Origin of the sequence: Clostridium sp. Cult3, from assembly GCF_021655115.1 — a bacterium.
GTDB lineage: Bacteria > Bacillota > Clostridia > Tissierellales > Tepidimicrobiaceae > PPXY01.
The window spans coordinates 1-19985 of record NZ_PPXY01000065.1; the positions used below are offsets into that span (position 1 = coordinate 1).

The 19985-nt window shown below is 35.8% G+C and carries 37 protein-coding genes and 1 pseudogene; all 38 read left to right on the forward strand.

The annotated features are described in order from the left end of the window. Window positions 1–169: pseudogene (gene tuf / locus C3E88_RS11675) on the forward strand (elongation factor Tu); the annotation flags it as partial. Between the two features lie 499 nt (window positions 170–668). Further along, window positions 669–986, forward strand: a complete 318-nt coding sequence (gene rpsJ / locus C3E88_RS11680) for a 30S ribosomal protein S10 (RefSeq protein ID WP_236910362.1) — start codon at window positions 669–671, stop codon at window positions 984–986. A 55-nt stretch (window positions 987–1041) separates the two neighbouring features. Next, a complete protein-coding gene (rplC, locus tag C3E88_RS11685; RefSeq protein ID WP_236910363.1) occupies window positions 1042–1671 on the forward strand; it encodes a 50S ribosomal protein L3 in 630 nt (209 codons plus the stop codon). A gap of 27 nt (window positions 1672–1698) precedes the next feature. Continuing rightward, complete coding sequence (rplD, locus tag C3E88_RS11690) at window positions 1699–2322, forward strand: 50S ribosomal protein L4 (RefSeq protein WP_236910364.1); 624 nt, start codon at window positions 1699–1701, stop codon at window positions 2320–2322. Then, complete coding sequence (rplW, locus tag C3E88_RS11695; protein ID WP_236910365.1) at window positions 2322–2612, forward strand: 50S ribosomal protein L23; 291 nt, start codon at window positions 2322–2324, stop codon at window positions 2610–2612. Before rplD ends, rplW begins: the two co-directional genes overlap by 1 nt. Before the next feature lie 31 nt (window positions 2613–2643). Next, complete coding sequence (gene rplB / locus C3E88_RS11700; RefSeq protein ID WP_236910366.1) at window positions 2644–3474, forward strand: 50S ribosomal protein L2; 831 nt, start codon at window positions 2644–2646, stop codon at window positions 3472–3474. Between the two features lie 31 nt (window positions 3475–3505). Next, the gene (rpsS, locus tag C3E88_RS11705) at window positions 3506–3790 is read left to right on the forward strand and encodes a 30S ribosomal protein S19 (RefSeq protein ID WP_236910367.1); all 285 of its coding nucleotides are present in this window, start codon (window positions 3506–3508) and stop codon (window positions 3788–3790) included. A gap of 21 nt (window positions 3791–3811) precedes the next feature. Continuing rightward, window positions 3812–4147 (forward strand): 50S ribosomal protein L22, encoded by a 336-nt coding sequence (rplV, locus tag C3E88_RS11710; protein WP_236910368.1) that lies wholly within the window; start codon window positions 3812–3814, stop codon window positions 4145–4147. 17 nt (window positions 4148–4164) lie between these two features. Beyond that, window positions 4165–4848, forward strand: a complete 684-nt coding sequence (rpsC, locus tag C3E88_RS11715) for a 30S ribosomal protein S3 (protein WP_236910369.1) — start codon at window positions 4165–4167, stop codon at window positions 4846–4848. Window positions 4849–4881: 33 nt separating this feature from the next. Beyond that, window positions 4882–5325: a 50S ribosomal protein L16 gene (rplP, locus tag C3E88_RS11720; protein ID WP_236910370.1), complete on the forward strand. Its 444-nt coding sequence runs from the start codon at window positions 4882–4884 to the stop codon at window positions 5323–5325. After that, window positions 5315–5521: a 50S ribosomal protein L29 gene (rpmC, locus tag C3E88_RS11725; RefSeq protein WP_236910371.1), complete on the forward strand. Its 207-nt coding sequence runs from the start codon at window positions 5315–5317 to the stop codon at window positions 5519–5521. Before rplP ends, rpmC begins: the two co-directional genes overlap by 11 nt. A gap of 6 nt (window positions 5522–5527) precedes the next feature. Next, complete coding sequence (gene rpsQ / locus C3E88_RS11730) at window positions 5528–5782, forward strand: 30S ribosomal protein S17 (RefSeq protein WP_236910372.1); 255 nt, start codon at window positions 5528–5530, stop codon at window positions 5780–5782. Window positions 5783–5810: 28 nt separating this feature from the next. Next, window positions 5811–6179 carry a 50S ribosomal protein L14 gene (gene rplN, locus C3E88_RS11735; protein ID WP_236910373.1) on the forward strand — a complete coding sequence of 123 codons (369 nt, stop codon included), beginning with the start codon at window positions 5811–5813 and terminating at the stop codon, window positions 6177–6179. Window positions 6180–6193: 14 nt separating this feature from the next. Further along, a complete protein-coding gene (gene rplX / locus C3E88_RS11740) occupies window positions 6194–6508 on the forward strand; it encodes a 50S ribosomal protein L24 (RefSeq protein ID WP_236910374.1) in 315 nt (104 codons plus the stop codon). A 26-nt stretch (window positions 6509–6534) separates the two neighbouring features. Further along, window positions 6535–7077 carry a 50S ribosomal protein L5 gene (gene rplE / locus C3E88_RS11745; RefSeq protein WP_236910375.1) on the forward strand — a complete coding sequence of 181 codons (543 nt, stop codon included), beginning with the start codon at window positions 6535–6537 and terminating at the stop codon, window positions 7075–7077. 18 nt (window positions 7078–7095) lie between these two features. Then, entirely contained in the window at window positions 7096–7281 is a 186-nt protein-coding gene (locus C3E88_RS11750; protein WP_236910376.1) for a type Z 30S ribosomal protein S14, read from the forward strand. A 30-nt stretch (window positions 7282–7311) separates the two neighbouring features. Further along, window positions 7312–7707, forward strand: coding sequence for a 30S ribosomal protein S8 (rpsH, locus tag C3E88_RS11755; RefSeq protein WP_236910377.1), 396 nt, complete (start codon window positions 7312–7314; stop codon window positions 7705–7707). Window positions 7708–7744: 37 nt separating this feature from the next. Next, the gene (gene rplF / locus C3E88_RS11760; RefSeq protein WP_236910378.1) at window positions 7745–8284 is read left to right on the forward strand and encodes a 50S ribosomal protein L6; all 540 of its coding nucleotides are present in this window, start codon (window positions 7745–7747) and stop codon (window positions 8282–8284) included. 16 nt (window positions 8285–8300) lie between these two features. Further along, window positions 8301–8669 carry a 50S ribosomal protein L18 gene (rplR, locus tag C3E88_RS11765; RefSeq protein WP_236910379.1) on the forward strand — a complete coding sequence of 123 codons (369 nt, stop codon included), beginning with the start codon at window positions 8301–8303 and terminating at the stop codon, window positions 8667–8669. 17 nt (window positions 8670–8686) lie between these two features. Then, entirely contained in the window at window positions 8687–9193 is a 507-nt protein-coding gene (gene rpsE / locus C3E88_RS11770; RefSeq protein ID WP_236910380.1) for a 30S ribosomal protein S5, read from the forward strand. Between the two features lie 11 nt (window positions 9194–9204). Beyond that, entirely contained in the window at window positions 9205–9381 is a 177-nt protein-coding gene (gene rpmD, locus C3E88_RS11775) for a 50S ribosomal protein L30 (RefSeq protein ID WP_236910381.1), read from the forward strand. A gap of 19 nt (window positions 9382–9400) precedes the next feature. Beyond that, complete coding sequence (gene rplO / locus C3E88_RS11780; RefSeq protein ID WP_236910382.1) at window positions 9401–9850, forward strand: 50S ribosomal protein L15; 450 nt, start codon at window positions 9401–9403, stop codon at window positions 9848–9850. Between the two features lie 12 nt (window positions 9851–9862). After that, complete coding sequence (secY, locus tag C3E88_RS11785; protein ID WP_336513092.1) at window positions 9863–11125, forward strand: preprotein translocase subunit SecY; 1263 nt, start codon at window positions 9863–9865, stop codon at window positions 11123–11125. 63 nt (window positions 11126–11188) lie between these two features. Next, the gene (locus C3E88_RS11790; RefSeq protein ID WP_236910384.1) at window positions 11189–11833 is read left to right on the forward strand and encodes an adenylate kinase; all 645 of its coding nucleotides are present in this window, start codon (window positions 11189–11191) and stop codon (window positions 11831–11833) included. A 78-nt stretch (window positions 11834–11911) separates the two neighbouring features. After that, on the forward strand, window positions 11912–12193 hold the full coding sequence (locus C3E88_RS11795; protein WP_236910385.1) for a KOW domain-containing RNA-binding protein: 282 nt from the start codon (window positions 11912–11914) through the stop codon (window positions 12191–12193). Window positions 12194–12223: 30 nt separating this feature from the next. Further along, a complete protein-coding gene (infA, locus tag C3E88_RS11800; RefSeq protein ID WP_053964933.1) occupies window positions 12224–12442 on the forward strand; it encodes a translation initiation factor IF-1 in 219 nt (72 codons plus the stop codon). A 16-nt stretch (window positions 12443–12458) separates the two neighbouring features. Next, the gene (rpmJ, locus tag C3E88_RS11805) at window positions 12459–12572 is read left to right on the forward strand and encodes a 50S ribosomal protein L36 (RefSeq protein WP_236910386.1); all 114 of its coding nucleotides are present in this window, start codon (window positions 12459–12461) and stop codon (window positions 12570–12572) included. 64 nt (window positions 12573–12636) lie between these two features. Further along, entirely contained in the window at window positions 12637–13005 is a 369-nt protein-coding gene (rpsM, locus tag C3E88_RS11810; RefSeq protein WP_236910387.1) for a 30S ribosomal protein S13, read from the forward strand. An 18-nt stretch (window positions 13006–13023) separates the two neighbouring features. Further along, a complete protein-coding gene (rpsK, locus tag C3E88_RS11815) occupies window positions 13024–13422 on the forward strand; it encodes a 30S ribosomal protein S11 (RefSeq protein WP_236910388.1) in 399 nt (132 codons plus the stop codon). Between the two features lie 18 nt (window positions 13423–13440). After that, window positions 13441–14064, forward strand: a complete 624-nt coding sequence (rpsD, locus tag C3E88_RS11820; protein WP_236910389.1) for a 30S ribosomal protein S4 — start codon at window positions 13441–13443, stop codon at window positions 14062–14064. Window positions 14065–14132: 68 nt separating this feature from the next. Next, on the forward strand, window positions 14133–15080 hold the full coding sequence (locus C3E88_RS11825) for a DNA-directed RNA polymerase subunit alpha (RefSeq protein ID WP_236910397.1): 948 nt from the start codon (window positions 14133–14135) through the stop codon (window positions 15078–15080). A gap of 23 nt (window positions 15081–15103) precedes the next feature. Continuing rightward, entirely contained in the window at window positions 15104–15445 is a 342-nt protein-coding gene (gene rplQ, locus C3E88_RS11830; protein WP_236910390.1) for a 50S ribosomal protein L17, read from the forward strand. A 151-nt stretch (window positions 15446–15596) separates the two neighbouring features. Further along, window positions 15597–16430: an energy-coupling factor transporter ATPase gene (locus C3E88_RS11835; protein ID WP_236910391.1), complete on the forward strand. Its 834-nt coding sequence runs from the start codon at window positions 15597–15599 to the stop codon at window positions 16428–16430. Then, on the forward strand, window positions 16427–17290 hold the full coding sequence (locus C3E88_RS11840; RefSeq protein WP_236910392.1) for an energy-coupling factor transporter ATPase: 864 nt from the start codon (window positions 16427–16429) through the stop codon (window positions 17288–17290). Before C3E88_RS11835 ends, C3E88_RS11840 begins: the two co-directional genes overlap by 4 nt. Continuing rightward, window positions 17283–18080, forward strand: coding sequence for an energy-coupling factor transporter transmembrane component T family protein (locus C3E88_RS11845; RefSeq protein ID WP_236910393.1), 798 nt, complete (start codon window positions 17283–17285; stop codon window positions 18078–18080). Before C3E88_RS11840 ends, C3E88_RS11845 begins: the two co-directional genes overlap by 8 nt. 10 nt (window positions 18081–18090) lie before the next feature. Continuing rightward, on the forward strand, window positions 18091–18825 hold the full coding sequence (gene truA / locus C3E88_RS11850; protein WP_236910394.1) for a tRNA pseudouridine(38-40) synthase TruA: 735 nt from the start codon (window positions 18091–18093) through the stop codon (window positions 18823–18825). Window positions 18826–18934: 109 nt separating this feature from the next. After that, the gene (rplM, locus tag C3E88_RS11855) at window positions 18935–19363 is read left to right on the forward strand and encodes a 50S ribosomal protein L13 (RefSeq protein WP_236910395.1); all 429 of its coding nucleotides are present in this window, start codon (window positions 18935–18937) and stop codon (window positions 19361–19363) included. Window positions 19364–19390: 27 nt separating this feature from the next. After that, window positions 19391–19783, forward strand: coding sequence for a 30S ribosomal protein S9 (rpsI, locus tag C3E88_RS11860; protein WP_236910396.1), 393 nt, complete (start codon window positions 19391–19393; stop codon window positions 19781–19783). Window positions 19784–19985 lie beyond the last annotated feature (202 nt).

The following is a 19985-nucleotide window of genomic DNA, read 5'->3' on the forward strand; positions in this document are numbered from 1 at the left end:
AGGAGACATTCAATTACAAGAAGGCGTAGAAATGGTAATGCCAGGAGACAATGCTAAGTTTACTATAGAGCTTATTACTCCAATAGCAATGGAAGAGGGGTTAAGATTTGCTATTCGTGAAGGTGGAAGAACTGTAGGAGCTGGAGTTGTTACAAAGGTAATTGGTTAATTATACAGACACTTATAAATGGGTGGGTTTTTCACCCATCCATTTATTACTAGATGATATGATAAACATTGAAAAAAGAAGGAGATTTTGATACCTTCTTTTAATATCTTGTTAGGTTTATTGGAAGGATAAAAACTTAAGCTTTATTACAAAAAAAGGCTTGAGTTTTTCTGTGATATACTATAGAATATAGTAGTGTTTTGTTTTAGACATTGCGATGATACAAAAGGTTGCCCAGCACTTAGCTTTTAAAACAAACTGGGTTTAATCCCATAGTTATGATTTGCAAGCATGAATGCTAGAAGACAGCGTTGTTTAAAGAGCTAAGTGCTGGGGGAATTTTTGTTGAGAATGTCCGGTTAAAAATCGGGCGACTGGAATTGTCCCAAATGGCTTGTGCCATTTATATAAAAAAACATCACAACACACCCGGAGGTGTGGATCGACAATTCCATGTCGCATGTAAGCTGTGGAGCATGCGATAGGAGGAGGGAATTAAATGTCAAATAAGGGTAATCAAAAAATAAGAATCAGATTAAAAGCTTATGATCATGAGCTATTAGACACATCAGCTCAAAAGATAGTTGAAACTGCTAAGAGAACTGGTGCCAGTGTATCAGGGCCAGTACCACTACCAACAGAAAAAGAGGTTATTACAATCTTAAGAGCAGTTCATAAGGATAAGGATGCAAGAGAACAGTTTGAGCAAAGAACTCACAAAAGGTTAATCGATATTCTTAATCCAAATCAAAAAACAGTAGATTCACTTATGAAGTTGAACTTACCAGCTGGTGTTGACATCGAGATAAAGCTATAATTACTTAGAATGATTACCATGGGTAATCCGCTGTAAGATAATAGGAGGTGTAAAGATGAAGAATATATTAGGTAAAAAAATAGGAATGACTCAAGTGTTTTCAGAAGACGGGGTAGTTGTACCGGTGACAGTAGTAGAAGCTGGTCCCCTAAAGGTTATACAGAAGAAAACCTTAGAAAAAGATGGCTACAATGCTATTCAAGTAGGTTTTGAAGACAAAAAAGAACATAGAGTAAATAAGCCATTAAAGGGTCATTTTGATAAAGCAGGAGTAGAATATAAAAAACATATTAAAGAATTCATCATTGGGAATTCAGAGGAATTCGAGATTGGTCAAGAAATCAAGGTGGATGTATTTGAGCAAGGAGATAAGGTTGATGTTGTAGGCATATCAAAGGGTAAAGGAACTCAAGGCCCTATTAAAAGACATAATTATTCTAGAGGACCGGAAAGTCATGGTTCAAAATATCATAGATCAGGTGGAGCAAGAGCTGCTGCAGCTGATCCAGGTAGAGTGTTTAAAGGAACCAAGGGAATGGGAAGAATGGGCAACGAGAGAGTTACTGTCCAAAATCTTGAGGTAGTAAGAGTAGATTCCGATAGAAATCTATTACTTATTAAAGGCGCTTTGCCAGGACCAAAAGGCGGTCTATTGATTATAAAAGAAACCGTTATAAATAAATAGTAAAATGTAGGGAAAGGAGGATACGGTATGCCTAAAGTTAATGTTTACAATATATTAGGTGAACAAGTAGAAGAAATCGAGTTAAAAGATGATATATTTGGCGTTGATGTTAATGAACATGTACTTTATGAAGTGGTTAAAAATCAATTAGCCAACAAAAGACAAGGGACTCAATCAGCTAAAACTAGAGCTGAGGTAAGAGGTGGAGGAAGAAAGCCTTGGAGACAAAAGGGTACAGGTAGAGCTCGACAAGGAAGTATTAGAGCACCTCATTGGGTAGGAGGTGGCGTTGCGTTTGCACCAAAGCCAAGAGACTATAGCTACAAGGTTCCAAAGAAAGTTAAAAGGTTAGCTATGAAGTCTGCTTTAAGTTCAAAGGTTTTAAACGAAGAGATAATAGTATTAGACGAATTAAGTTTGGAAGAGCCAAAGACTAAAGAAATGGCAAAGATATTAGCTAATATTAAGGCGGGGAAAAAAGCTCTTATAGTTATGGATGAAAAGGACATGAATATAATCAAGTCAGCAAGGAACATCCCCAATGTTCAAATAAGTCTTGTGAACACTCTAAACGTTTATGATATATTGAACTTTGACTCCTTTATAATAACTAAGGATGCAGTAAGAAAAGTGGAGGAGGTGTATGCATAATGCGTAATCCACACGACATCGTAATCAAACCTATAATAACTGAAGAAAGTATGGATGATATGGCCTACGGTAAATACACTTTTAAAGTAGATAGAAGGGCCAATAAGTCGGAAATAAAAAGAGCAGTAGAAAATATATTTGATGTTAAGGTTGAAAAGGTAAACACTATGAATATGCTTGGTAAAGAAAAAAGAATGGGAGTAAATGTAGGGAGAAGACCAAGCTGGAAAAAGGCAATAGTAACATTAACAGAAGACTCTAATAGAATAGAATTCTTTGAGGGAATGTAGTTAAGTTTCGAAAGAAGGAGGGAACAAAAAAATGAGTATTAAAAAATACAAAGCGACTTCCCCAGCAATCCGTAGAATGACCGTACCCACATTCGAAGAGATAACAAAAAGAGAACCAGAAAAATCACTAACCGTTAGTTTAAACAAAACTGGTGGTAGAAATTCTCGTGGAAAAATAACCGTACGTCATAGAGGCGGTGGTGCTAAGAGAAAATATAGAATTATAGATTTTAAAAGGGATAAAGACGGAATACCTGGAAAAGTTGCATCTATAGAATACGATCCAAATAGAACTGCAAATATTGCACTTATTCACTATGTAGACGGTGAAAAAAGATATATCCTTGCACCAAATAAATTAAAAGTAGGAGATACTATAGAATCCGGCGAGGATGCTGATATAAAAGTTGGAAATGCTTTGCCATTAAGGTATATTCCAATAGGTACTACTGTTCATAATGTAGAATTAAAGCCTGGAAAAGGCGGACAAATGGTAAGGTCTGCAGGCTCAGAAGCTCAACTGATGGCTAAAGAAGGAAAATATGCACAATTGAAACTTCCTTCTGGAGAGTTCAGGCTAGTATTGTTAGATTGTCGTGCAACGGTAGGGCAAGTAGGCAATATCGATCATGAAAACTTAACAATGGGAAAAGCTGGTAAGAGTAGACATAGAGGCATTAGACCTAAAGTTAGAGGTAGTGCAATGAACCCGGTAGACCATCCACACGGCGGTGGTGAAGGCAGAACTCCAATAGGTATGCCATCTCCATTAACTCCATGGGGTCAACCTACTTTAGGATATAAGACTAGAGCTAAGAATAAAAAATCCAACAAATATATAGTAAGAAGAAGGAAAAAATAGATAATACCGCTGTCTGAAAGGAGGAATAATAATGGGTAGATCTCTTAAGAAGGGTCCTTTTTGCGATGATCATCTACTAAAGAAGGTAGATGAATTGAATGAAAAGAATGAAAAAAGAGTAATAAAGACTTGGTCCCGTCGTTCCACTATATTTCCACAAATGGTAGGTCATACAATTGCAGTTCATGATGGAAGAAAACATGTGCCAATATATATTACGGAAGATATGGTAGGACATAAACTTGGTGAATTTGTACCTACTAGAACGTTTAGGGGCCATGGTGAAAAAACTGAAAAGACAACTGCATTGAAATAGAGGATAAAGGAGGGAGTCAGTATGGAAGCTAGAGCTATAGCTAAATATGTGCGAATTTCACCCTTAAAGGTAAATTATATATGCAATGAAATAAGAGGCAAACAAGTAGACGAAGCTTTAACAATCCTCAGGTTCACACCTAAAAAAGGAGCAAAAGAACTTGAGAAAGTTTTGAATTCTGCTATTGCCAATGCAGAGAATAATTTTAATCTAGATAGAGACAATCTATATGTAAAGGAAGCTTATGCCAATGATGGGCCTCAGCTTAAAAGATGGAGACCAAAAGCAAGAGGTATGGCATATCCAATTCTAAAAAGGACTAGTCATATAGGAGTTGTTGTGAAAGAGCAAGAGTAGAAAAGGAGGGATAGTTAATGGGTCAAAAGGTTAACCCACACGGACTAAGGATTGGAGTAATCAAAGATTGGGATTCAAAATGGTACGCCGATAGTAAGAACTTTGATGAATATCTAATCGAGGACTATGAAATCCGTAAACATATAAAAGAAAAATTATATATAGCTGGGATTTCAAGAATTGAAATTGAAAGATTTGCAAATAGAATTAAGATTAGCATACACACTGCTAAGCCAGGTATGGTTATTGGCAAAGGTGGTTCTGGTGTAGAAGCACTGAGAAAAGAACTGGAAAAGATGACTAAGAAAAATGTAATTGTAAACGTAGAGGAAGTAAAGGTGGCAGAATTAGACGCTCAATTAGTTGCAGAAAACATTGCTGCACAACTAGAAAGAAGGGTATCCTTTAGAAGAGCGATGAAACAAGCAATTCAAAGGACTATGAGATCTGGAGCCGAAGGTATAAAGACATCTGTATCTGGTAGACTTGGTGGAGCAGATATGGCAAGAACTGACGGATATAGTGAAGGAACAATACCTCTTCAAACTTTAAGAGCAGATATAGACTATGGATTTGCAGAAGCAGATACAACCTATGGAAAGCTAGGAGTAAAGGTTTGGATATATAAAGGAGAGGTTCTTCCTACTAAAAAAGTAGAAGATGAGCGTCAAACGGCTAAAAAATCAAATTCAAAAAAGTAGTTTATAAATAGCTGTAGGAAGGAGGAAGTTAATATGTTAATGCCTAAAAGGGTAAAGTATCGTAGAGTTCACAGAGGAAGAATGAAGGGTAATGCAACTAGGGGAAATAATATCACCTATGGTGAATATGGGTTGCAAGCTCTTGAACCAGCATGGATAACCTCTAATCAAATAGAAGCAGCAAGGCGTGCTATGACAAGATATATAAAGAGGGGCGGAAATATTTGGATAAAAGTATTTCCAGACAAACCCGTTACTGAAAAGCCAGCTGAAACACGTATGGGTTCAGGTAAAGGCTCACCAGAGTACTGGGTAGCAGTTGTAAAACCTGGAAGAATCTTGTTTGAAATGGGTGGTGTATCCGAAGACATAGCTCGAGAGGCTATGAGGTTGGCAGCACACAAACTGCCTATTAAGACTAAATTTGTTACACGTGATGATAGTGGGGAAAAGGGTGGTGAAGCTAATGAAGGTTAATGAAATTCGCCAACTTACAGATGTAGAGCTGGATACAAAATTATTGGATTTAAAAAACGAGTTGTTTAACCTAAGGTTCCAGTTGGCTACAGGTCAATTAGATAACCCTATGAGAATTAAAGCCGTTAGAAAAGATATAGCTCGTGTAAAAACTATTATCAGGGAACGAGAATTAGGTATAGGAAAGGAGGTTTAGCCTCATATGGATAGAGGAAACCGTAAAATTAGAACAGGTCGTGTTGTAAGCGATAAGATGGATAAAACAGTAGTGGTGGCTGTTGAAACTTTTGTAACCCACCCTTTATATAAAAAACAGATTAAAAAGACTACAAAATTCAAGGCCCATGATGAAAATAATGAATGTGGTGTCGGCGATGTAGTAAGAATAATGGAAACAAGACCATTAAGCAAAGATAAATACTTTAGAGTTGTAAATATAGTAGAAAAAGCAAAATAGTCCTTATACCTGGAAAGGAGGTATTCTAATGATTCAAACTGAAAGCCGAGTAAAAGTTGCTGATAATTCAGGGGCAAGGGAGTTATTAGTTATTAGGGTATTAGGCGGCACTAATAAAAAGTACGCCAATGTTGGCGATATTGTCGTATGCTCTGTTAAGTCTGCCACACCTGGGGGAGTTGTTAAAAAAGGTGAAATAGTAAAGGCTGTAATAGTAAGGACAAAACATGGCGTTAGAAGAAATGATGGATCTTATATTAAATTTGACGATAATGCGGCGGTTATCCTAAAAGAAGACAACAATCCAGTAGGAACTCGTATATTTGGTCCTGTAACAAGGGAACTTAGAAGAGGAAACTTCATGAAAATAATATCCTTAGCACCGGAAGTACTATAAAGGAGGTGTAAAGTATGCATGTAAAGAGTGGAGATACTGTAATAGTTATTTCTGGAAAAGATAAAGGCAAAAAGGGAAAAATACTAAAGGTATTACCTAAAGAAAATAAAGTAATTGTTGAAGGAATAAACATGCTTACAAAGCATAAGAGAGCACAGGGCCCAACGGATCAAGGAGGAATTATCCATCAAGAAGGGGCAATTAACGCATCTAAGGTTATGTATTATTGTGGCAAAGATAAGGTAGGAGTTAGAGTAGGATATAAGTTTTTAGAGGATGGATCTAAGGTTAGAGTATGTAAAAAATGTGGAGAAATATTGGATAAATAATGCATTGTTGAAAGGAGGTAATAGGAATGACTTCCAGATTGAAAGAAAAATACCAAAACGAAGTTATACCAGCAATGATGGAAAGATTTCAATACAAGAGCGTTATGGAAGCTCCAAAGCTTGAGAAAGTAGTAATAAACATGGGGGTTGGAGAGGCAAAAGATAATCCAAAGGCATTGGAAAGTGCTGTTAAGGAATTGGAACTTATTACAGGACAAAAACCAGTAATAACAAAAGCAAAAAAATCCATAGCTAATTTCAAGCTTCGTGAAGGAATGAATGTGGGAACTAAAGTTACTTTAAGAGGAGAAAAGATGTACGACTTTTTAGATAAACTGATGAATATTTCCTTACCTAGAGTTAGAGACTTTAGAGGAGTAAACAATTCATCTTTTGATGGTAGGGGTAACTATGCACTAGGTATAAAAGAACAGTTAATATTCCCAGAGATCGAGTACGATATGGTAGATTTTATAAGAGGATTGGATATTGTTATAGTTACAACTGCTAATACAGACGAAGAAGCAAAGGCATTTCTAGAGCTTATGGGTATGCCCTTTAAAAAGTAAAGAAGGAGGGAGAAAGTCTTGGCAAAGAAATCGATGATTGCTAAACAGAAAAGAAAGGCAAAGTTTAGCACCAGAGAGTACAACAGGTGTAAAATATGTGGAAGACCACATGGATATTTAAGGAAATATGGTGTATGTCGTATTTGTTTTAGAGAATTAGCATATAAAGGCCAAATCCCTGGAGTTAGAAAAGCAAGCTGGTAGTGCTATATTTATGAAAGGAGGTAGCTAAATATGATGACTGACCCAATTGCAGATATGTTAACTAGAATAAGGAATGGGAATAACGCTAAACACGATACTGTGGATATTCCTGCCTCAAACATAAAAAAAGAAATAGCTCAAATCCTACTAGATGAGGGATTCATAAAGGGATTTGATGTAATAGAAGACGGAAAACAAGGGATTATTCGAATAGAGTTAAAGTACGGAAATAATAATCAAAAGGTAATCAGTGGAGTTAAGAGAATTTCCAAGCCAGGTTTAAGAGTGTATGTTAAGAATGACGAAATACCTAGAGTGTTAGGTGGCCTTGGAATAGCAATCCTCTCAACATCAAAAGGAATAATGACTGATAAAAATGCAAGAATAGAGGGTGTAGGTGGAGAGGTTGTTTGTTACGTATGGTAAGATTAAAGCTTAATCTACAGGAACAGGAGGTGCACTTATGTCAAGAATAGGATTGAAACCAATAGATATCCCAAGTGGAGTTGAAGTTAAGATAGATGACAAGAATTATGTGGAAGTAAAAGGACCAAAGGGGCAAATAGCACAGCAACTAAGCCAGGAGATGGAAATAAAGATAGAGGATAATCAAATTCTTATCAACCGCCCTACGGAAATAAAAAGACATAAATCACTACATGGATTAACTAGAACATTAATTGCTAATATGATAGAGGGAGTAACAGAAGGCTACTCAAAGACCTTGGAAATCCAAGGTACTGGATATAGAGCACAAAAGCAAGGGAAAAAGCTTGTTTTAAGCTTAGGTTATTCCCATCCAGTAGAATTGGAAGATCCAGAAGGAATTGAGGTAGAAGTACCCCAACCTAATCAGATAATAATCAAAGGTATAGATAAACAAAAAGTAGGAAGTTATGCAGCAGTAATAAGAGATTTTAGAAAGCCAGAACCTTACAAGGGTAAAGGAATTAGATATTCTAATGAAGTTGTAAGGCGTAAGGTTGGTAAGACAGGTAAGTAGAAGGGAGTGAACAGGGTTGCTAAAAAAGTTTAACAAAAATGAAGCAAGAAAAATTAGGCATGAAAGGGTTAGGCAAAAAATTTATGGAACTCCTGAAAGACCAAGGTTAAACGTGTATAGAAGCAATAATCATATATATGCACAGATTATTGATGATGTTAATGGTCATACACTGATTTCAGCTTCAACATTAGATAAGGAATTAGTAGAAAAGTTACCTTCAACCCATAACAAGGAAGCAGCTAAGCTTGTAGGTGAGTTAGTCGGAAAAAGAGCTCTTGACAAAGGTATAGAACAGGTGGTATTTGACAGAGGTGGATATGTATACCACGGAAGGGTAAAAGAACTTGCAGAAGGTGCTCGTGAAGCTGGACTGAAATTTTAAGAGAAGGAGGGGAATAAATGGAACGTTTATATATAGATCCCAACGAGTTGGATTTAAAAGAAAGAGTAGTTAGTATTAATCGTGTTGCTAAAGTTGTAAAAGGTGGTAGAAACTTTAGGTTTAGTGCGCTAGTGGTTGTTGGAGACGAAAACGGTCATGTAGGCGTAGGCATGGCTAAAGCCCTTGAGGTACCTGAAGCTATAAGAAAAGCGATTCAAGACGCGAAAAAACATGTTATAGAAGTTCCCCTTGTAGGAACTACCATACCTCATGAAATAATAGGTGAGTTTGGAGCAGGCAGGGTTTTATTAAAACCATCAAAGGAAGGTACTGGAGTTATCGCTGGAGGGCCAGTCCGTGCGGTATGTGAGTTAGCTGGTATCAGAGATATAAGGACTAAATCCTTAGGTTCAAACAATCCAAGAAACGTAGTTAATGCAACTATGGATGCTTTAATCAATTTAAAAAGGGCAGAAGATGTTGCAAAACTAAGAGGAAAAACCGTAGATGAAATATTGAGTTAGGGGGGAATACAATGGCTAAAATCAAGATTAAATTGGTTAGAAGCGTTATTGGAAGACCAGAAAAACATAGAAAAACAATTGAAGCTCTTGGACTTAAGAAGATTGGCCAAGTAGTGGAAAAAGAAGATACCCCTCAGATCAGAGGTATGATAGCTCTAGTAGACTACATGGTTGAAGTAATAGAATAATCATTGAGGAGGTGTACCTATGAAACTAAATAATTTAAGACCACAAGCTGGAGGCGGTACTAAAAAAGCTAAAAGAGTTGGTAGAGGTACTAGCTCAGGCCATGGTAAAACTTCTGGTAGAGGACATGATGGTCAAAAATCCAGATCTGGCGGCGGAGTACGTCCAGGTTTTGAAGGTGGTCAGATGCCACTATTTAGAAGGATGCCAAAGCGTGGATTTACGAACATATTTGCTAAGCAATATGCTATCATAAATGTTGAAGATTTAAATAGATTTGAAGAGAATGCCACAATTACTCCGGAACTTTTAATAAGTGAAGGCATAGTAAAAAGGGGTAAAGTTGTAGATGGCGTAAAAATATTGGGAAATGGGGATATAAACAAGAAACTAACTGTAAGAGCCCACAAATTCAGCAAAACAGCTGCTGAGAAGATTGAGGCTGCAGGGGGAAAGGTAGAGGTGATATAGATGCTTTCGACCTTGAAAAATGCCTGGAGAATACCGGATATAAGAAAAAGAATCATTTTTACTATATTGATGCTATTGGTAATTAGATTGGGTTCCAGTGTTCCAGTTCCATATATGGATAAGAATATCATAAAACAAATATTTGAAATGGGGCAGGGTGGAGTACTAGATTTCCTAGATTTAATGGCAGGAGGAACCTTTAGTAACTTCAGTATATTTGCATTAAATATATACCCATATATTACTGCATCTATTATCCTTCAACTTCTAACAATTGCTATTCCTAGGCTGGAAGAGATTGCCAAGGAAGGAGAAGAAGGAAGGAAAAAGATAGCCCAATGGACAAAATATGGAGCTGTAATACTAGCAACAATACAAGCCATAGCAATGACTAGGGGATTCTTTCACCAGGCTGTGAGGGCAGAGGGTTTTCTACAAAATACTATAGTAATAATATCTCTAATAGCTGGAACATCCTTTTTAATATGGGTAGGGGATCTTATTACAGACAGAGGTATTGGTAATGGTATTTCTCTTATCATATTTGTTGGTATAATATCGAGGATTCCTTCCGAGATAATAAAATCTATTAGATTAGTTAGAGTTGGAGCGTTAAGTCCTATAAAATTGATTATATTTGCAATAGTAGCTCTAATAATAATCGCCGTAGTAGTAGCATTACAAGAAGGGGAAAGAAGAATACCAGTACAATATGCTAAAAGAGTAGTAGGAAGAAAGATGTACGGTGGACAAAGCACACATATACCTTTGAAGGTATCAATGTCTGGAGTTATTCCTGTAATATTCTCCACTTCGTTGTTGGCTTTTCCACAAACCATAGCATTATTTTTCAAAGGTCAGCCATCAGAATGGATAACTAAGTATTTAACAGTTCAAGGAACGGTAGGAATATGGGTATATTCAATTCTTAATGTATTGTTGATCATATTCTTCACATACTTTTATACAGCTATTCAATTTAATACAGTTGAATATGCAAAGAACTTACAACAATACGGTGGATTTATTCCAGGAATTAGACCTGGGAGACCTACATCTGAATACTTGAATAAGGTAATATCAAGAATAACCTTTGTAGGAGCTATATCCCTTGCACTAATAGCTTCACTACCAATTATATTATCCCATATATTTAAATTAAATGTTAACTTTGGTGGTACAGCTATAATAATCGTAGTAGGGGTAGCGTTAGAAACTGTAAAACAAATTGAATCACAGATGTTAATGAGACATTATAAAGGTTTCTTGAAATAAAACTATATAATCTACTACAGTAGCTTCGAATGTATTCGAAGGTATCCATAGGAGATGATTTAATTGAGATTGGTTTTACTTGGGCCTCCTGGTGCAGGCAAAGGAACTCAAGCATCAGCTATAATTAAAAAGTATAATATACCTCATATATCAACAGGAGATATATTTAGAGCAAATATAAAGCAAGGCACAGAATTAGGTAAAAGAGCTAAAGAATATATGGATAAGGGTTTATTGGTTCCCGATGACTTGGTAGTATCCATAGTAAAGGATAGGATAACAGAAGAGGACTGCAAAGATGGTTTTTTACTAGATGGATTTCCAAGGACAGTAAACCAAGGGGAAGCTTTAGATGATGAGCTATCTCAGCTGAACTTAAAACTAGACAAAGTAATAAACATAGACGTAGAAAAGGAAGTATTAATTGAAAGGGCCATAGGAAGAAGAATCTGTAAGGATTGTGGTGCAACTTATCATATTAAATTTAATCTTCCAAAAAAAGAAGGATTCTGTGACAACTGTGGTGGCAAACTTTACCAAAGGGATGATGACACACAGGAGACGGTAGAAAAGAGAATCGAAGTATACCAAAAACAAACTAAACCTTTAATTGATTATTATACTGAAAAAGGGTTAATATTAAATGTAGATGGAACTAAACCAATAAATGAACTGTTTGAGGAAATAGTTCAGGCTTTAGAAGTATAACTTTAGAGAAAGGCATAATTAAGCCTTTCTCCTGATTGAACGAAGGTTATCAATTATACCAGTAAAGAGGTGAACTCTATGGATTCAACTAGCGACATAACCGTTGGGCAGGTGGTTAAGTCGAGAGCTGGTAGAGATAAAGGTAATATTTTCTTAGTATTAAATATTGTAGATGAGGATCATGTTTTAATAGTTGATGGGGATTTAAGGAAGTTAGACAATCCCAAAAAGAAAAAGATAAAACATTTGACAGTTTACAACACAGTATTACCGGAATTAAAATACAAGCTGGACAACGATTTGAAAATAAATAATGCTTATATTAGAAAATTGTTAGAACCTTTCAATAAAAATTTTTAAAATCGGTTAAATAGGAGGTTCGATAACTGAATGTCTAAAAAAGATGTTATAGAAGTGGAGGGTACCGTTGTGGATGCCCTACCAAATGCTATTTTTAAGGTAAAATTAGAAAATGGTCATGAAATATTGGCCCATATTTCTGGAAAACTTAGGATGAACTATATTAGGATACTTCCTGGAGATAAAGTAACAGTAGAATTATCACCCTATGATTTGACTAGGGGCAGAATAACCTGGCGAAACAAGTAGCATAGGAGGGATTTAGGTGAAAGTAAGACCATCAGTAAAGAAGATGTGTGAAAAGTGCAAGATCATTAGAAGAAAAGGTAAAGTAATGGTAATTTGCGCGAATCCTAAACATAAGCAAAGACAAGGCTAGATTATACGATATTTACAAGGTTTGAACTTTTATAGATATAGATATTTGGGAGGTGTAATTAGTAATGGCGAGAATTGCAGGTGTTGACTTACCAAGGGATAAAAGAGTAGAAATTGGTTTAACCTACATTTATGGAATAGGCAGGTCTAGATCTAATGAAATATTAAAAAAAGCTGGTGTAGATCCAAATACTAGAGTAAAGGATTTAACCGAAGCAGAAGTTAATACCCTAAGGAATATTATCGATGATTACCATGTTGAAGGTGATCTGAGAAGAGACATTGCAATGAACTTAAAGAGATTAAGAGAAATCAACTGTTATAGAGGAATGAGGCAAAGAAGAGGGCTACCATCAAGGGGACAGCGAACTAAGACCAATGCAAGAACATGTAAAGGCCCTAAGAAACAAGTTGGGAAAAAAGGCAAGAAGTAGATAAAGGAGGGGAATTAAGTGGCAGCGAAGAAAGCAAAAACTACTCGTGTTAGAAGAAGAGAACGTAAAAATATAGAGAGAGGTCAAGCCCATATTTCATCAACATTTAACAACACTATGGTTACCCTTACTGATATGCAAGGCAATGTTTTATCCTGGGCCAGCGCTGGTCAGCTAGGATTTAGAGGATCAAGGAAATCCACACCATTTGCGGCTCAACAAGCTGCAGAAGAAGCTGCAAAGAAGGCTATGGAGCATGGGCTTAAAAGTGTTGAAGTATATGTAAAAGGTCCTGGTTCTGGAAGAGAAGCAGCTATAAGGTCTCTTCAAGCAACAGGATTAGAAGTAAACTTAATAAAGGATGTAACTCCAATTCCACATAATGGTTGTAGACCACCAAAACGTAGAAGAGTTTAATATAGGAGGTGTGAATAGATGTCTAGATATACAGGTCCGGTATGTAGATTATGTCGAAGAGAAGGACAAAAACTATATTTAAAAGGAGATAAATGCTATACCGACAAATGTCCAGTGTCAAAGAGAAATTATGCTCCAGGACAACATGGACAATCGAGAAAGAAATTAACTGAATATGGATTACAGCTAAGGGAAAAACAAAAAGTTCGTAGATTTTATGGAATTCAAGAATCTCAAATGAGAAAATATTTTGATATGGCTGATAGAATGCATGGGATTACAGGTGAGAATTTATTAAAATTATTGGAATTAAGATTAGATAATATAGTATATAGAATGGGATTTGCTTCTTCTAGAGCAGAGGCAAGACAGCTAGTTACCCATGGACATTTCATTGTTAATGGACGAAAAGTTGATATACCATCTGCTATTTTAAAAGTAGGAGATGAAATAGAAGTTAAAAGTAGAAGTAAAAATAGTCCTAAGTTCAAGGAATTTGTAGAAAATCACCGAGGCAGTACTGTAACTTGGTTGGACGTTAGTCCTGAAGAAATGAAGGGTAAGATTGTAGCTGAACCAGCTAGAGAAGACATTGATATTCCAATAGAAGAACACTTAATCGTTGAGTTGTATTCTAAATAATAATATCTATAATAGAATCAGTTGCCCTCGTCCTTTGATAATACTAAAAATAAGGAGGGTTAATGTTAATGATAGAAATTGAAAAGCCAAGAATAGAGATTATTGAAGTGAATGAAGACAACACTTACGGTAAGTTTGTAGTCGAACCCCTTGAAAGAGGGTATGGCACTACTTTAGGGAATAGTTTAAGACGGGTATTGTTATCGTCCCTGCCTGGAGCTGCTGTATCTTCCATAAAAGTCCAAGGGGTACTACATGAGTTTTCAACAGTACCAGGTGTATTAGAAGATGTTCCTGAGATAATATTAAACATAAAGGACATAGCAGCTAAAATATACTCTGATGAGCCAGTCACTTTAAGATTAGAGGCGGAAGGGCCACAAGTTATAACAGCAGAGGATATTATTACTGGACCCGATGTAGAAATACTAAACAAGGATCTTTATATAGCTACAATTAATGAAGACGGTAAACTATATATGGAGTTAGAGATGATAAAGGGTCGAGGTTATAGTGTAGCCGAAAGGAATAAAAGGGAAGGTCAACCTGTTGGCGTTATTCCAGTAGACTCTTCCTTTACTCCTGTAAAGAAGGTAAACTTTTTAGTTGAAAACACTAGGGTAGGACAAATTACTGATTATGATAAGCTAACCTTAGAAGTATGGACCAATGGTACTATGAAACCAGAAGAAGCCACCTCATTAGGAGCGAAAATACTTACCGAGCATTTAAATCTATTTATTGGTTTAACAGATCATGTAAACGATGTGGAAATAATGGTGGAAAAAGAAGAAGATAAAAAAGAAAAGGTACTAGAAATGACCGTAGAAGAACTGGATCTATCAGTTCGAAGTTATAACTGCTTAAAGAGAGCAGGCATCAATACGGTAGATGAACTAACTCAAAGAACGGAAGAAGATATGATGAAGGTAAGAAACCTTGGTAAGAAATCCCTTGAGGAAGTTCAAAACAAACTAGCCGAATTAGGTTTATCTTTAAGAAAAAGTGATGAATAGCAAGGCATGAAGGAGGGATAGATATGGCTACATTGAGAAAACTTGGTCGCCCTACTGATCATAGAAAAGCGATGCTTAGAAATCAAGTAACATCTCTATTTGAGAAAGGTAGAATAGAGACTACCGTTACTAGAGCAAAAGAAACGCAAAGAATGGCTGAAAAAATGATTACTCTTGCTAAAAGAGGAGATTTACACGCTAGAAGGCAAGTATTAGCATATATATATGATGAAGATGTTGTGACTAAATTATTTGAAGAAATTGCACCAAATTATTCTGAAAGAAATGGTGGATACACTAGAGTTTTAAAACTAGGTCCTCGTAGAGGCGATGGTGCAGAAATGGCCATTTTAGAATTAGTATAAAGGGTGGGGGATTAAGTTTTCAACTTAGTCCCTTTTTTCAACATATAAAGGTATACTACACCAGCAATTGTGCATTGTAAATTATGAATTGATTAAAGCCTGTCCTTATGTTATATTAATTATGGAAATAACTAATAGTTAGGGGATAAAAATGGCAGAAGAAATGATAAAGATTGAAAATGTAAATTATGAATATACCTCTTTTGGAGATGATGATAAATTATTGGCAGTTAAAGATGTAGATGTCTCTATAAAAAAAGGAGAGCATCTAGTGATCCTTGGACACAATGGTTCTGGAAAGTCTACACTAGCAAAGCTGATGAATGGGTTGTTACTACCTACTAAAGGTGATGTCTATGTTAAAGGTATGAATACCAAAGATGAAGAAAAGACCTGGGAGATAAGGGAGACGGCAGGTATGGTATTTCAGAACCCAGATAATCAACTAGTGGCTACTATTGTAGAAGAAGATGTAGCCTTTGGTCCTGAAAATCAAGGGATCCCACCTTTAGAAATAAGGAGAAGAGTAGATGAGGCTTTAAGAATAGTGGAAATGACCGACTATAAAAAACATGCTCCTCATTTGCTTTCAGGAGGACAAAAACAAAGGGTAGCCATAGCTGGTATATTAGCTATGAAACCAGAGTGTATAATATTGGATGAACCTACTGCTATGCTAGATCCTACCGGCAGAATTGAAATAATGAATACAATTAAAAAACTTAACAAGGAAGAGCACAAAACCATCATCCATATAACTCACTATATGGATGAAGCAGTAGAGGCAGATAGAATACTAGTCATGGAAAAAGGTCAAATAGTTATGGAAGGTACTCCAAGAGAAATATTTAGCCAAGTAGAAGAAGTAAAAAGATTGGGATTAGATGTACCTCAGGTAACAGAACTAGCTTATGAGTTGAGAAAAGAAGGCATAGATATACCTGGCAATATATTAACTGTAGAGGAATTGGTGAACGCTCTATGATAATTAATATAGAAAACTTAAACTATGTATATAATCCTGGCACTCCTTTTGAAAAAAAGGCTTTGAAAAATATTAACTTAAATATAAAGAAGGGAGATTTCGTTGGACTAATAGGTCATACAGGTTCGGGAAAATCTACTCTAGTTCAACATTTAAACGGTCTAATAAAACCTACCTCAGGTAAGATAATAGTTGATGGGATAGATATCACTTCTAAAGATGCAAACTTAAAAGAGATAAGGCAAAAAGTAGGACTAGTATTTCAATATCCAGAGCATCAGTTATTTGAAGAAACTATATATAAGGATATAGCTTTCGGACCTAAAAACTTAGGCTTAGAAGATGATGAAATAGAAAAAAGGGTAAAAAAAGCTATGGAATTGGTAGGCTTAGACTATAATTCATTAAAAGATAGATCCCCCTTCGAATTGAGTGGAGGTCAAAAAAGAAGGGTAGCAATAGCAGGGGTATTAGCAATGAAACCAGAGGTGTTAGTATTAGATGAACCTACTGCAGGACTAGATCCTAGGGGTAGGGATGAGATACTAGGAAGGATTCAAAGGATATATGAAGAAGAAGGGGTAACTATAATCTTAGTTTCCCATAGCATGGAAGACATTGCTAGACTAGTAAATAGAATAATAGTAATGCATAATGGAGAGATAGCAATGGAAGGCAGCACTAAAGATGTATTTAGAGAAGCTGAAAAGTTGGAGCAAATGGGTTTAGGAATCCCTCAAATCACATCATTTATGAGGCAGTATAAGAGTAAGGGAAATAAAGTTAAAGATGATATAGTAACGGTGGAAGAGGCAAAGGAAGAAATATTAAATTATTTAAGGAGTAGAAAAAATGCTTAAAGATATAACAATAGGTCAATATTTTCCTGGAGATACATTTGTTCACAGACTAGATCCAAGAATTAAAATATTAATAACCATTATGTTTATAGCTTCTTTATTTTTTGTCAATACATTTTATCCCTATATACTCATATTGGCCTTTATACTCATTAGCATAAAGCTATCTAAAATCCCTGCAAAATACGTAGTAAAGGGACTAAAACCTCTCATGCCAATAATAATTATTACCTTTGTTATAAATGTACTTTTCACCAAGGGAGAAGTATTGCTTCCATTAGGACCTTTAGCGATTACAAAAGAGGGATTAAGTCAGGCAATATTTATGGCATTAAGGCTAATATTTTTAATAACTGGAACATCACTTCTGACCCTTACTACATCGCCTATATCATTAACAGACGGAATAGAAAGACTATTATCTCCCTTTAAAAAGATCGGCTTGCCAGCTCATGAATTAGCTATGATGATGACTATAGCCTTAAGATTTATACCCACATTATTAGAGGAAACGGATAAGATAATGAAGGCTCAAATGGCAAGGGGAGCAGATTTTGAATCGGGAAATGTAATAAATCGAGCAAAGAATCTAGTTCCTCTACTAGTGCCCTTGTTTGTCAATTCCTTTAGAAGGGCAGATGAACTAGCTAATGCTATGGAAGCTAGATGTTATCGTGGAGGGGAAAATAGAACAAGATTAAATGAATTAAAGTTAAACAATCAAGATATATTAGCAATTAGCTTAGCTGCAATATTTTTTGGATTTATCATATCTACTAAATATATATAAGAGGGATAATATGCCTAATATTAAACTAACAATCCAATATGAAGGTACCAGATATATAGGTTGGCAAAAACAACAAGAGGGCAACAGTGTTCAGGGGCAAATAGAAAAGGCTATAAAAGAAATTACAGGAGAAAAAGTTAACTTAATAGCTTCTGGTAGGACCGATAGTGGAGTCCATGCAATAGGGCAGGTAGCTAATTTTTTAACCGATTCCTTAATTCCCCCAGATAGATTTAAATTCGCCCTAAATAGCAAATTGCCAGAGGATATATCCATAGTTGAATCTGGAAAAGTAGCCGATGATTTTCATGCAAGATACGATGCAATAGGTAAAAGATATAGATATTTAATCTACAACAATCCTATAAGAAACCCCTTATATAGAAGATTTGCATACCATGTGCCTTATTCTTTAGATCATGATAAAATGAATAAGGCCCTTAAATGTTTTATAGGCACCCATGATTTTGCTTCCTTTATGGCATCTAACAGCAGCATAGATAATACCATTAGGACCATAAACGTTGGATCTCTATGTAAAAATGATGATTTATTAGTATTTACCATAGAGGGAAATGGATTTTTATATAATATGATAAGGATAATGGTAGGGACCATGGTGGAAATTGGACGGGGTAGGTTGGAGGTCTACCATATTCCAAATATCTTAAAGTCAAAAGATAGAAGGATGGCAGGACCTACAGCGCCACCTCAGGGTCTCTATTTAGAAAAAGTTTATTACTGATAAAATACGTCTTGACATTGATATTACCATGTAATAGAATATATAAGAGTGTTTAAAAAGCCCCGGAACTTTGAGACACAACTCAATGCTGAAATAAGGAGGGAAAAAGATGAAGAGCTATATGGCTAAACCAAATGAAATCCATAGAAAATGGTATATAATAGATGCAGAAGACAAAGTACTAGGTAGATTAGCATCAGAAGTTGCAGCTATACTGAGAGGAAAACATAAACCAATATATACTCCTCATGTAGACACTGGGGACTATGTAATAATAATAAATGCAGATAAAGTAAGATTAACAGGGAAAAAATTAGAGCAAAAAGAATATAGATATCATACAGGGTATCCAGGCGGATTAAAGTCAGTACCCTATAGTAGAATGATGAAGGAAAACCCAGAGAGAGCTATCCAATTAGCTGTTAAGGGAATGTTACCAAAGAATAGATTAGGTAGACAAATGATCAAAAAATTAAGAGTATATAGCGGACCAGAACATAATCATGAGGCACAACAACCAGAGGTATATGAAATCTAATTGTGCTTTAGGAAAGGAGGACTGTAAGTGGCTAGTGTACAATATATGGGAACTGGAAGGAGAAAGACTTCAGTAGCAAGAGTTAGATTACTTCCTGGTTCTGGAAAGATTACCATCAACAAAAGAGATATTGAAGAATATTTTGATTTTGATACATTAAAGGTTCTTGTTAAGGAACCTTTGGAAATAACGGATACATTAGACAAATACGATGTATTTGTGAACGTACAAGGCGGAGGATTTACAGGTCAAGCTGGAGCTATTAGACATGGTATAGCGAGAGCTCTAATCAAATCTGACGAGGAATTAAAGCCTGTACTTAAAAAAGCAGGTTTCTTAACTAGGGATCCTAGAATGAAAGAAAGAAAGAAATACGGCCTAAAGAAAGCAAGAAGAGCACCACAATTCTCAAAGAGATAAAAGATGTTTATTTACACTCGAGTTTGTTCAAACTTACAAAGTTTGTTTACGAGTTACCAAACCGTCAGGGGGAAGAATTCCCTTTGGCGGTTTTTTTGTGTTCTTCCTCCCGTAGGTTATACCCTGCGTATGAATACTCATTACCTTCCACGAGCAAACTTTGTCATTCTTCACTGCTCACGAGCAAACTCGCTTGTCATTT

What these genes read in the sequence shown, in the direction of transcription:
- rpsJ (WP_236910362.1), top strand. Translation starts at nt 669, where the DNA reads ATGTCAAATAAGGGTAATCAAAAAATAAGAATCAGATTAAAAGCTTAT.
- rplC (WP_236910363.1), top strand. Translation starts at nt 1,042, where the DNA reads ATGAAGAATATATTAGGTAAAAAAATAGGAATGACTCAAGTGTTTTCA.
- rplD (WP_236910364.1), top strand. Translation starts at nt 1,699, where the DNA reads ATGCCTAAAGTTAATGTTTACAATATATTAGGTGAACAAGTAGAAGAA.
- rplW (WP_236910365.1), top strand. Translation starts at nt 2,322, where the DNA reads ATGCGTAATCCACACGACATCGTAATCAAACCTATAATAACTGAAGAA.
- rplB (WP_236910366.1), top strand. Translation starts at nt 2,644, where the DNA reads ATGAGTATTAAAAAATACAAAGCGACTTCCCCAGCAATCCGTAGAATG.
- rpsS (WP_236910367.1), top strand. Translation starts at nt 3,506, where the DNA reads ATGGGTAGATCTCTTAAGAAGGGTCCTTTTTGCGATGATCATCTACTA.
- rplV (WP_236910368.1), top strand. Translation starts at nt 3,812, where the DNA reads ATGGAAGCTAGAGCTATAGCTAAATATGTGCGAATTTCACCCTTAAAG.
- rpsC (WP_236910369.1), top strand. Translation starts at nt 4,165, where the DNA reads ATGGGTCAAAAGGTTAACCCACACGGACTAAGGATTGGAGTAATCAAA.
- rplP (WP_236910370.1), top strand. Translation starts at nt 4,882, where the DNA reads ATGTTAATGCCTAAAAGGGTAAAGTATCGTAGAGTTCACAGAGGAAGA.
- rpmC (WP_236910371.1), top strand. Translation starts at nt 5,315, where the DNA reads ATGAAGGTTAATGAAATTCGCCAACTTACAGATGTAGAGCTGGATACA.
- rpsQ (WP_236910372.1), top strand. Translation starts at nt 5,528, where the DNA reads ATGGATAGAGGAAACCGTAAAATTAGAACAGGTCGTGTTGTAAGCGAT.
- rplN (WP_236910373.1), top strand. Translation starts at nt 5,811, where the DNA reads ATGATTCAAACTGAAAGCCGAGTAAAAGTTGCTGATAATTCAGGGGCA.
- rplX (WP_236910374.1), top strand. Translation starts at nt 6,194, where the DNA reads ATGCATGTAAAGAGTGGAGATACTGTAATAGTTATTTCTGGAAAAGAT.
- rplE (WP_236910375.1), top strand. Translation starts at nt 6,535, where the DNA reads ATGACTTCCAGATTGAAAGAAAAATACCAAAACGAAGTTATACCAGCA.
- rpsH (WP_236910377.1), top strand. Translation starts at nt 7,312, where the DNA reads ATGATGACTGACCCAATTGCAGATATGTTAACTAGAATAAGGAATGGG.
- rplF (WP_236910378.1), top strand. Translation starts at nt 7,745, where the DNA reads ATGTCAAGAATAGGATTGAAACCAATAGATATCCCAAGTGGAGTTGAA.
- rpsE (WP_236910380.1), top strand. Translation starts at nt 8,687, where the DNA reads ATGGAACGTTTATATATAGATCCCAACGAGTTGGATTTAAAAGAAAGA.
- rpmD (WP_236910381.1), top strand. Translation starts at nt 9,205, where the DNA reads ATGGCTAAAATCAAGATTAAATTGGTTAGAAGCGTTATTGGAAGACCA.
- rplO (WP_236910382.1), top strand. Translation starts at nt 9,401, where the DNA reads ATGAAACTAAATAATTTAAGACCACAAGCTGGAGGCGGTACTAAAAAA.
- C3E88_RS11795 (WP_236910385.1), top strand. Translation starts at nt 11,912, where the DNA reads ATGGATTCAACTAGCGACATAACCGTTGGGCAGGTGGTTAAGTCGAGA.
- infA (WP_053964933.1), top strand. Translation starts at nt 12,224, where the DNA reads ATGTCTAAAAAAGATGTTATAGAAGTGGAGGGTACCGTTGTGGATGCC.
- rpsM (WP_236910387.1), top strand. Translation starts at nt 12,637, where the DNA reads ATGGCGAGAATTGCAGGTGTTGACTTACCAAGGGATAAAAGAGTAGAA.
- rpsD (WP_236910389.1), top strand. Translation starts at nt 13,441, where the DNA reads ATGTCTAGATATACAGGTCCGGTATGTAGATTATGTCGAAGAGAAGGA.
- C3E88_RS11825 (WP_236910397.1), top strand. Translation starts at nt 14,133, where the DNA reads ATGATAGAAATTGAAAAGCCAAGAATAGAGATTATTGAAGTGAATGAA.
- rplQ (WP_236910390.1), top strand. Translation starts at nt 15,104, where the DNA reads ATGGCTACATTGAGAAAACTTGGTCGCCCTACTGATCATAGAAAAGCG.
- C3E88_RS11835 (WP_236910391.1), top strand. Translation starts at nt 15,597, where the DNA reads ATGGCAGAAGAAATGATAAAGATTGAAAATGTAAATTATGAATATACC.
- C3E88_RS11840 (WP_236910392.1), top strand. Translation starts at nt 16,427, where the DNA reads ATGATAATTAATATAGAAAACTTAAACTATGTATATAATCCTGGCACT.
- C3E88_RS11845 (WP_236910393.1), top strand. Translation starts at nt 17,283, where the DNA reads ATGCTTAAAGATATAACAATAGGTCAATATTTTCCTGGAGATACATTT.
- truA (WP_236910394.1), top strand. Translation starts at nt 18,091, where the DNA reads ATGCCTAATATTAAACTAACAATCCAATATGAAGGTACCAGATATATA.
- rplM (WP_236910395.1), top strand. Translation starts at nt 18,935, where the DNA reads ATGAAGAGCTATATGGCTAAACCAAATGAAATCCATAGAAAATGGTAT.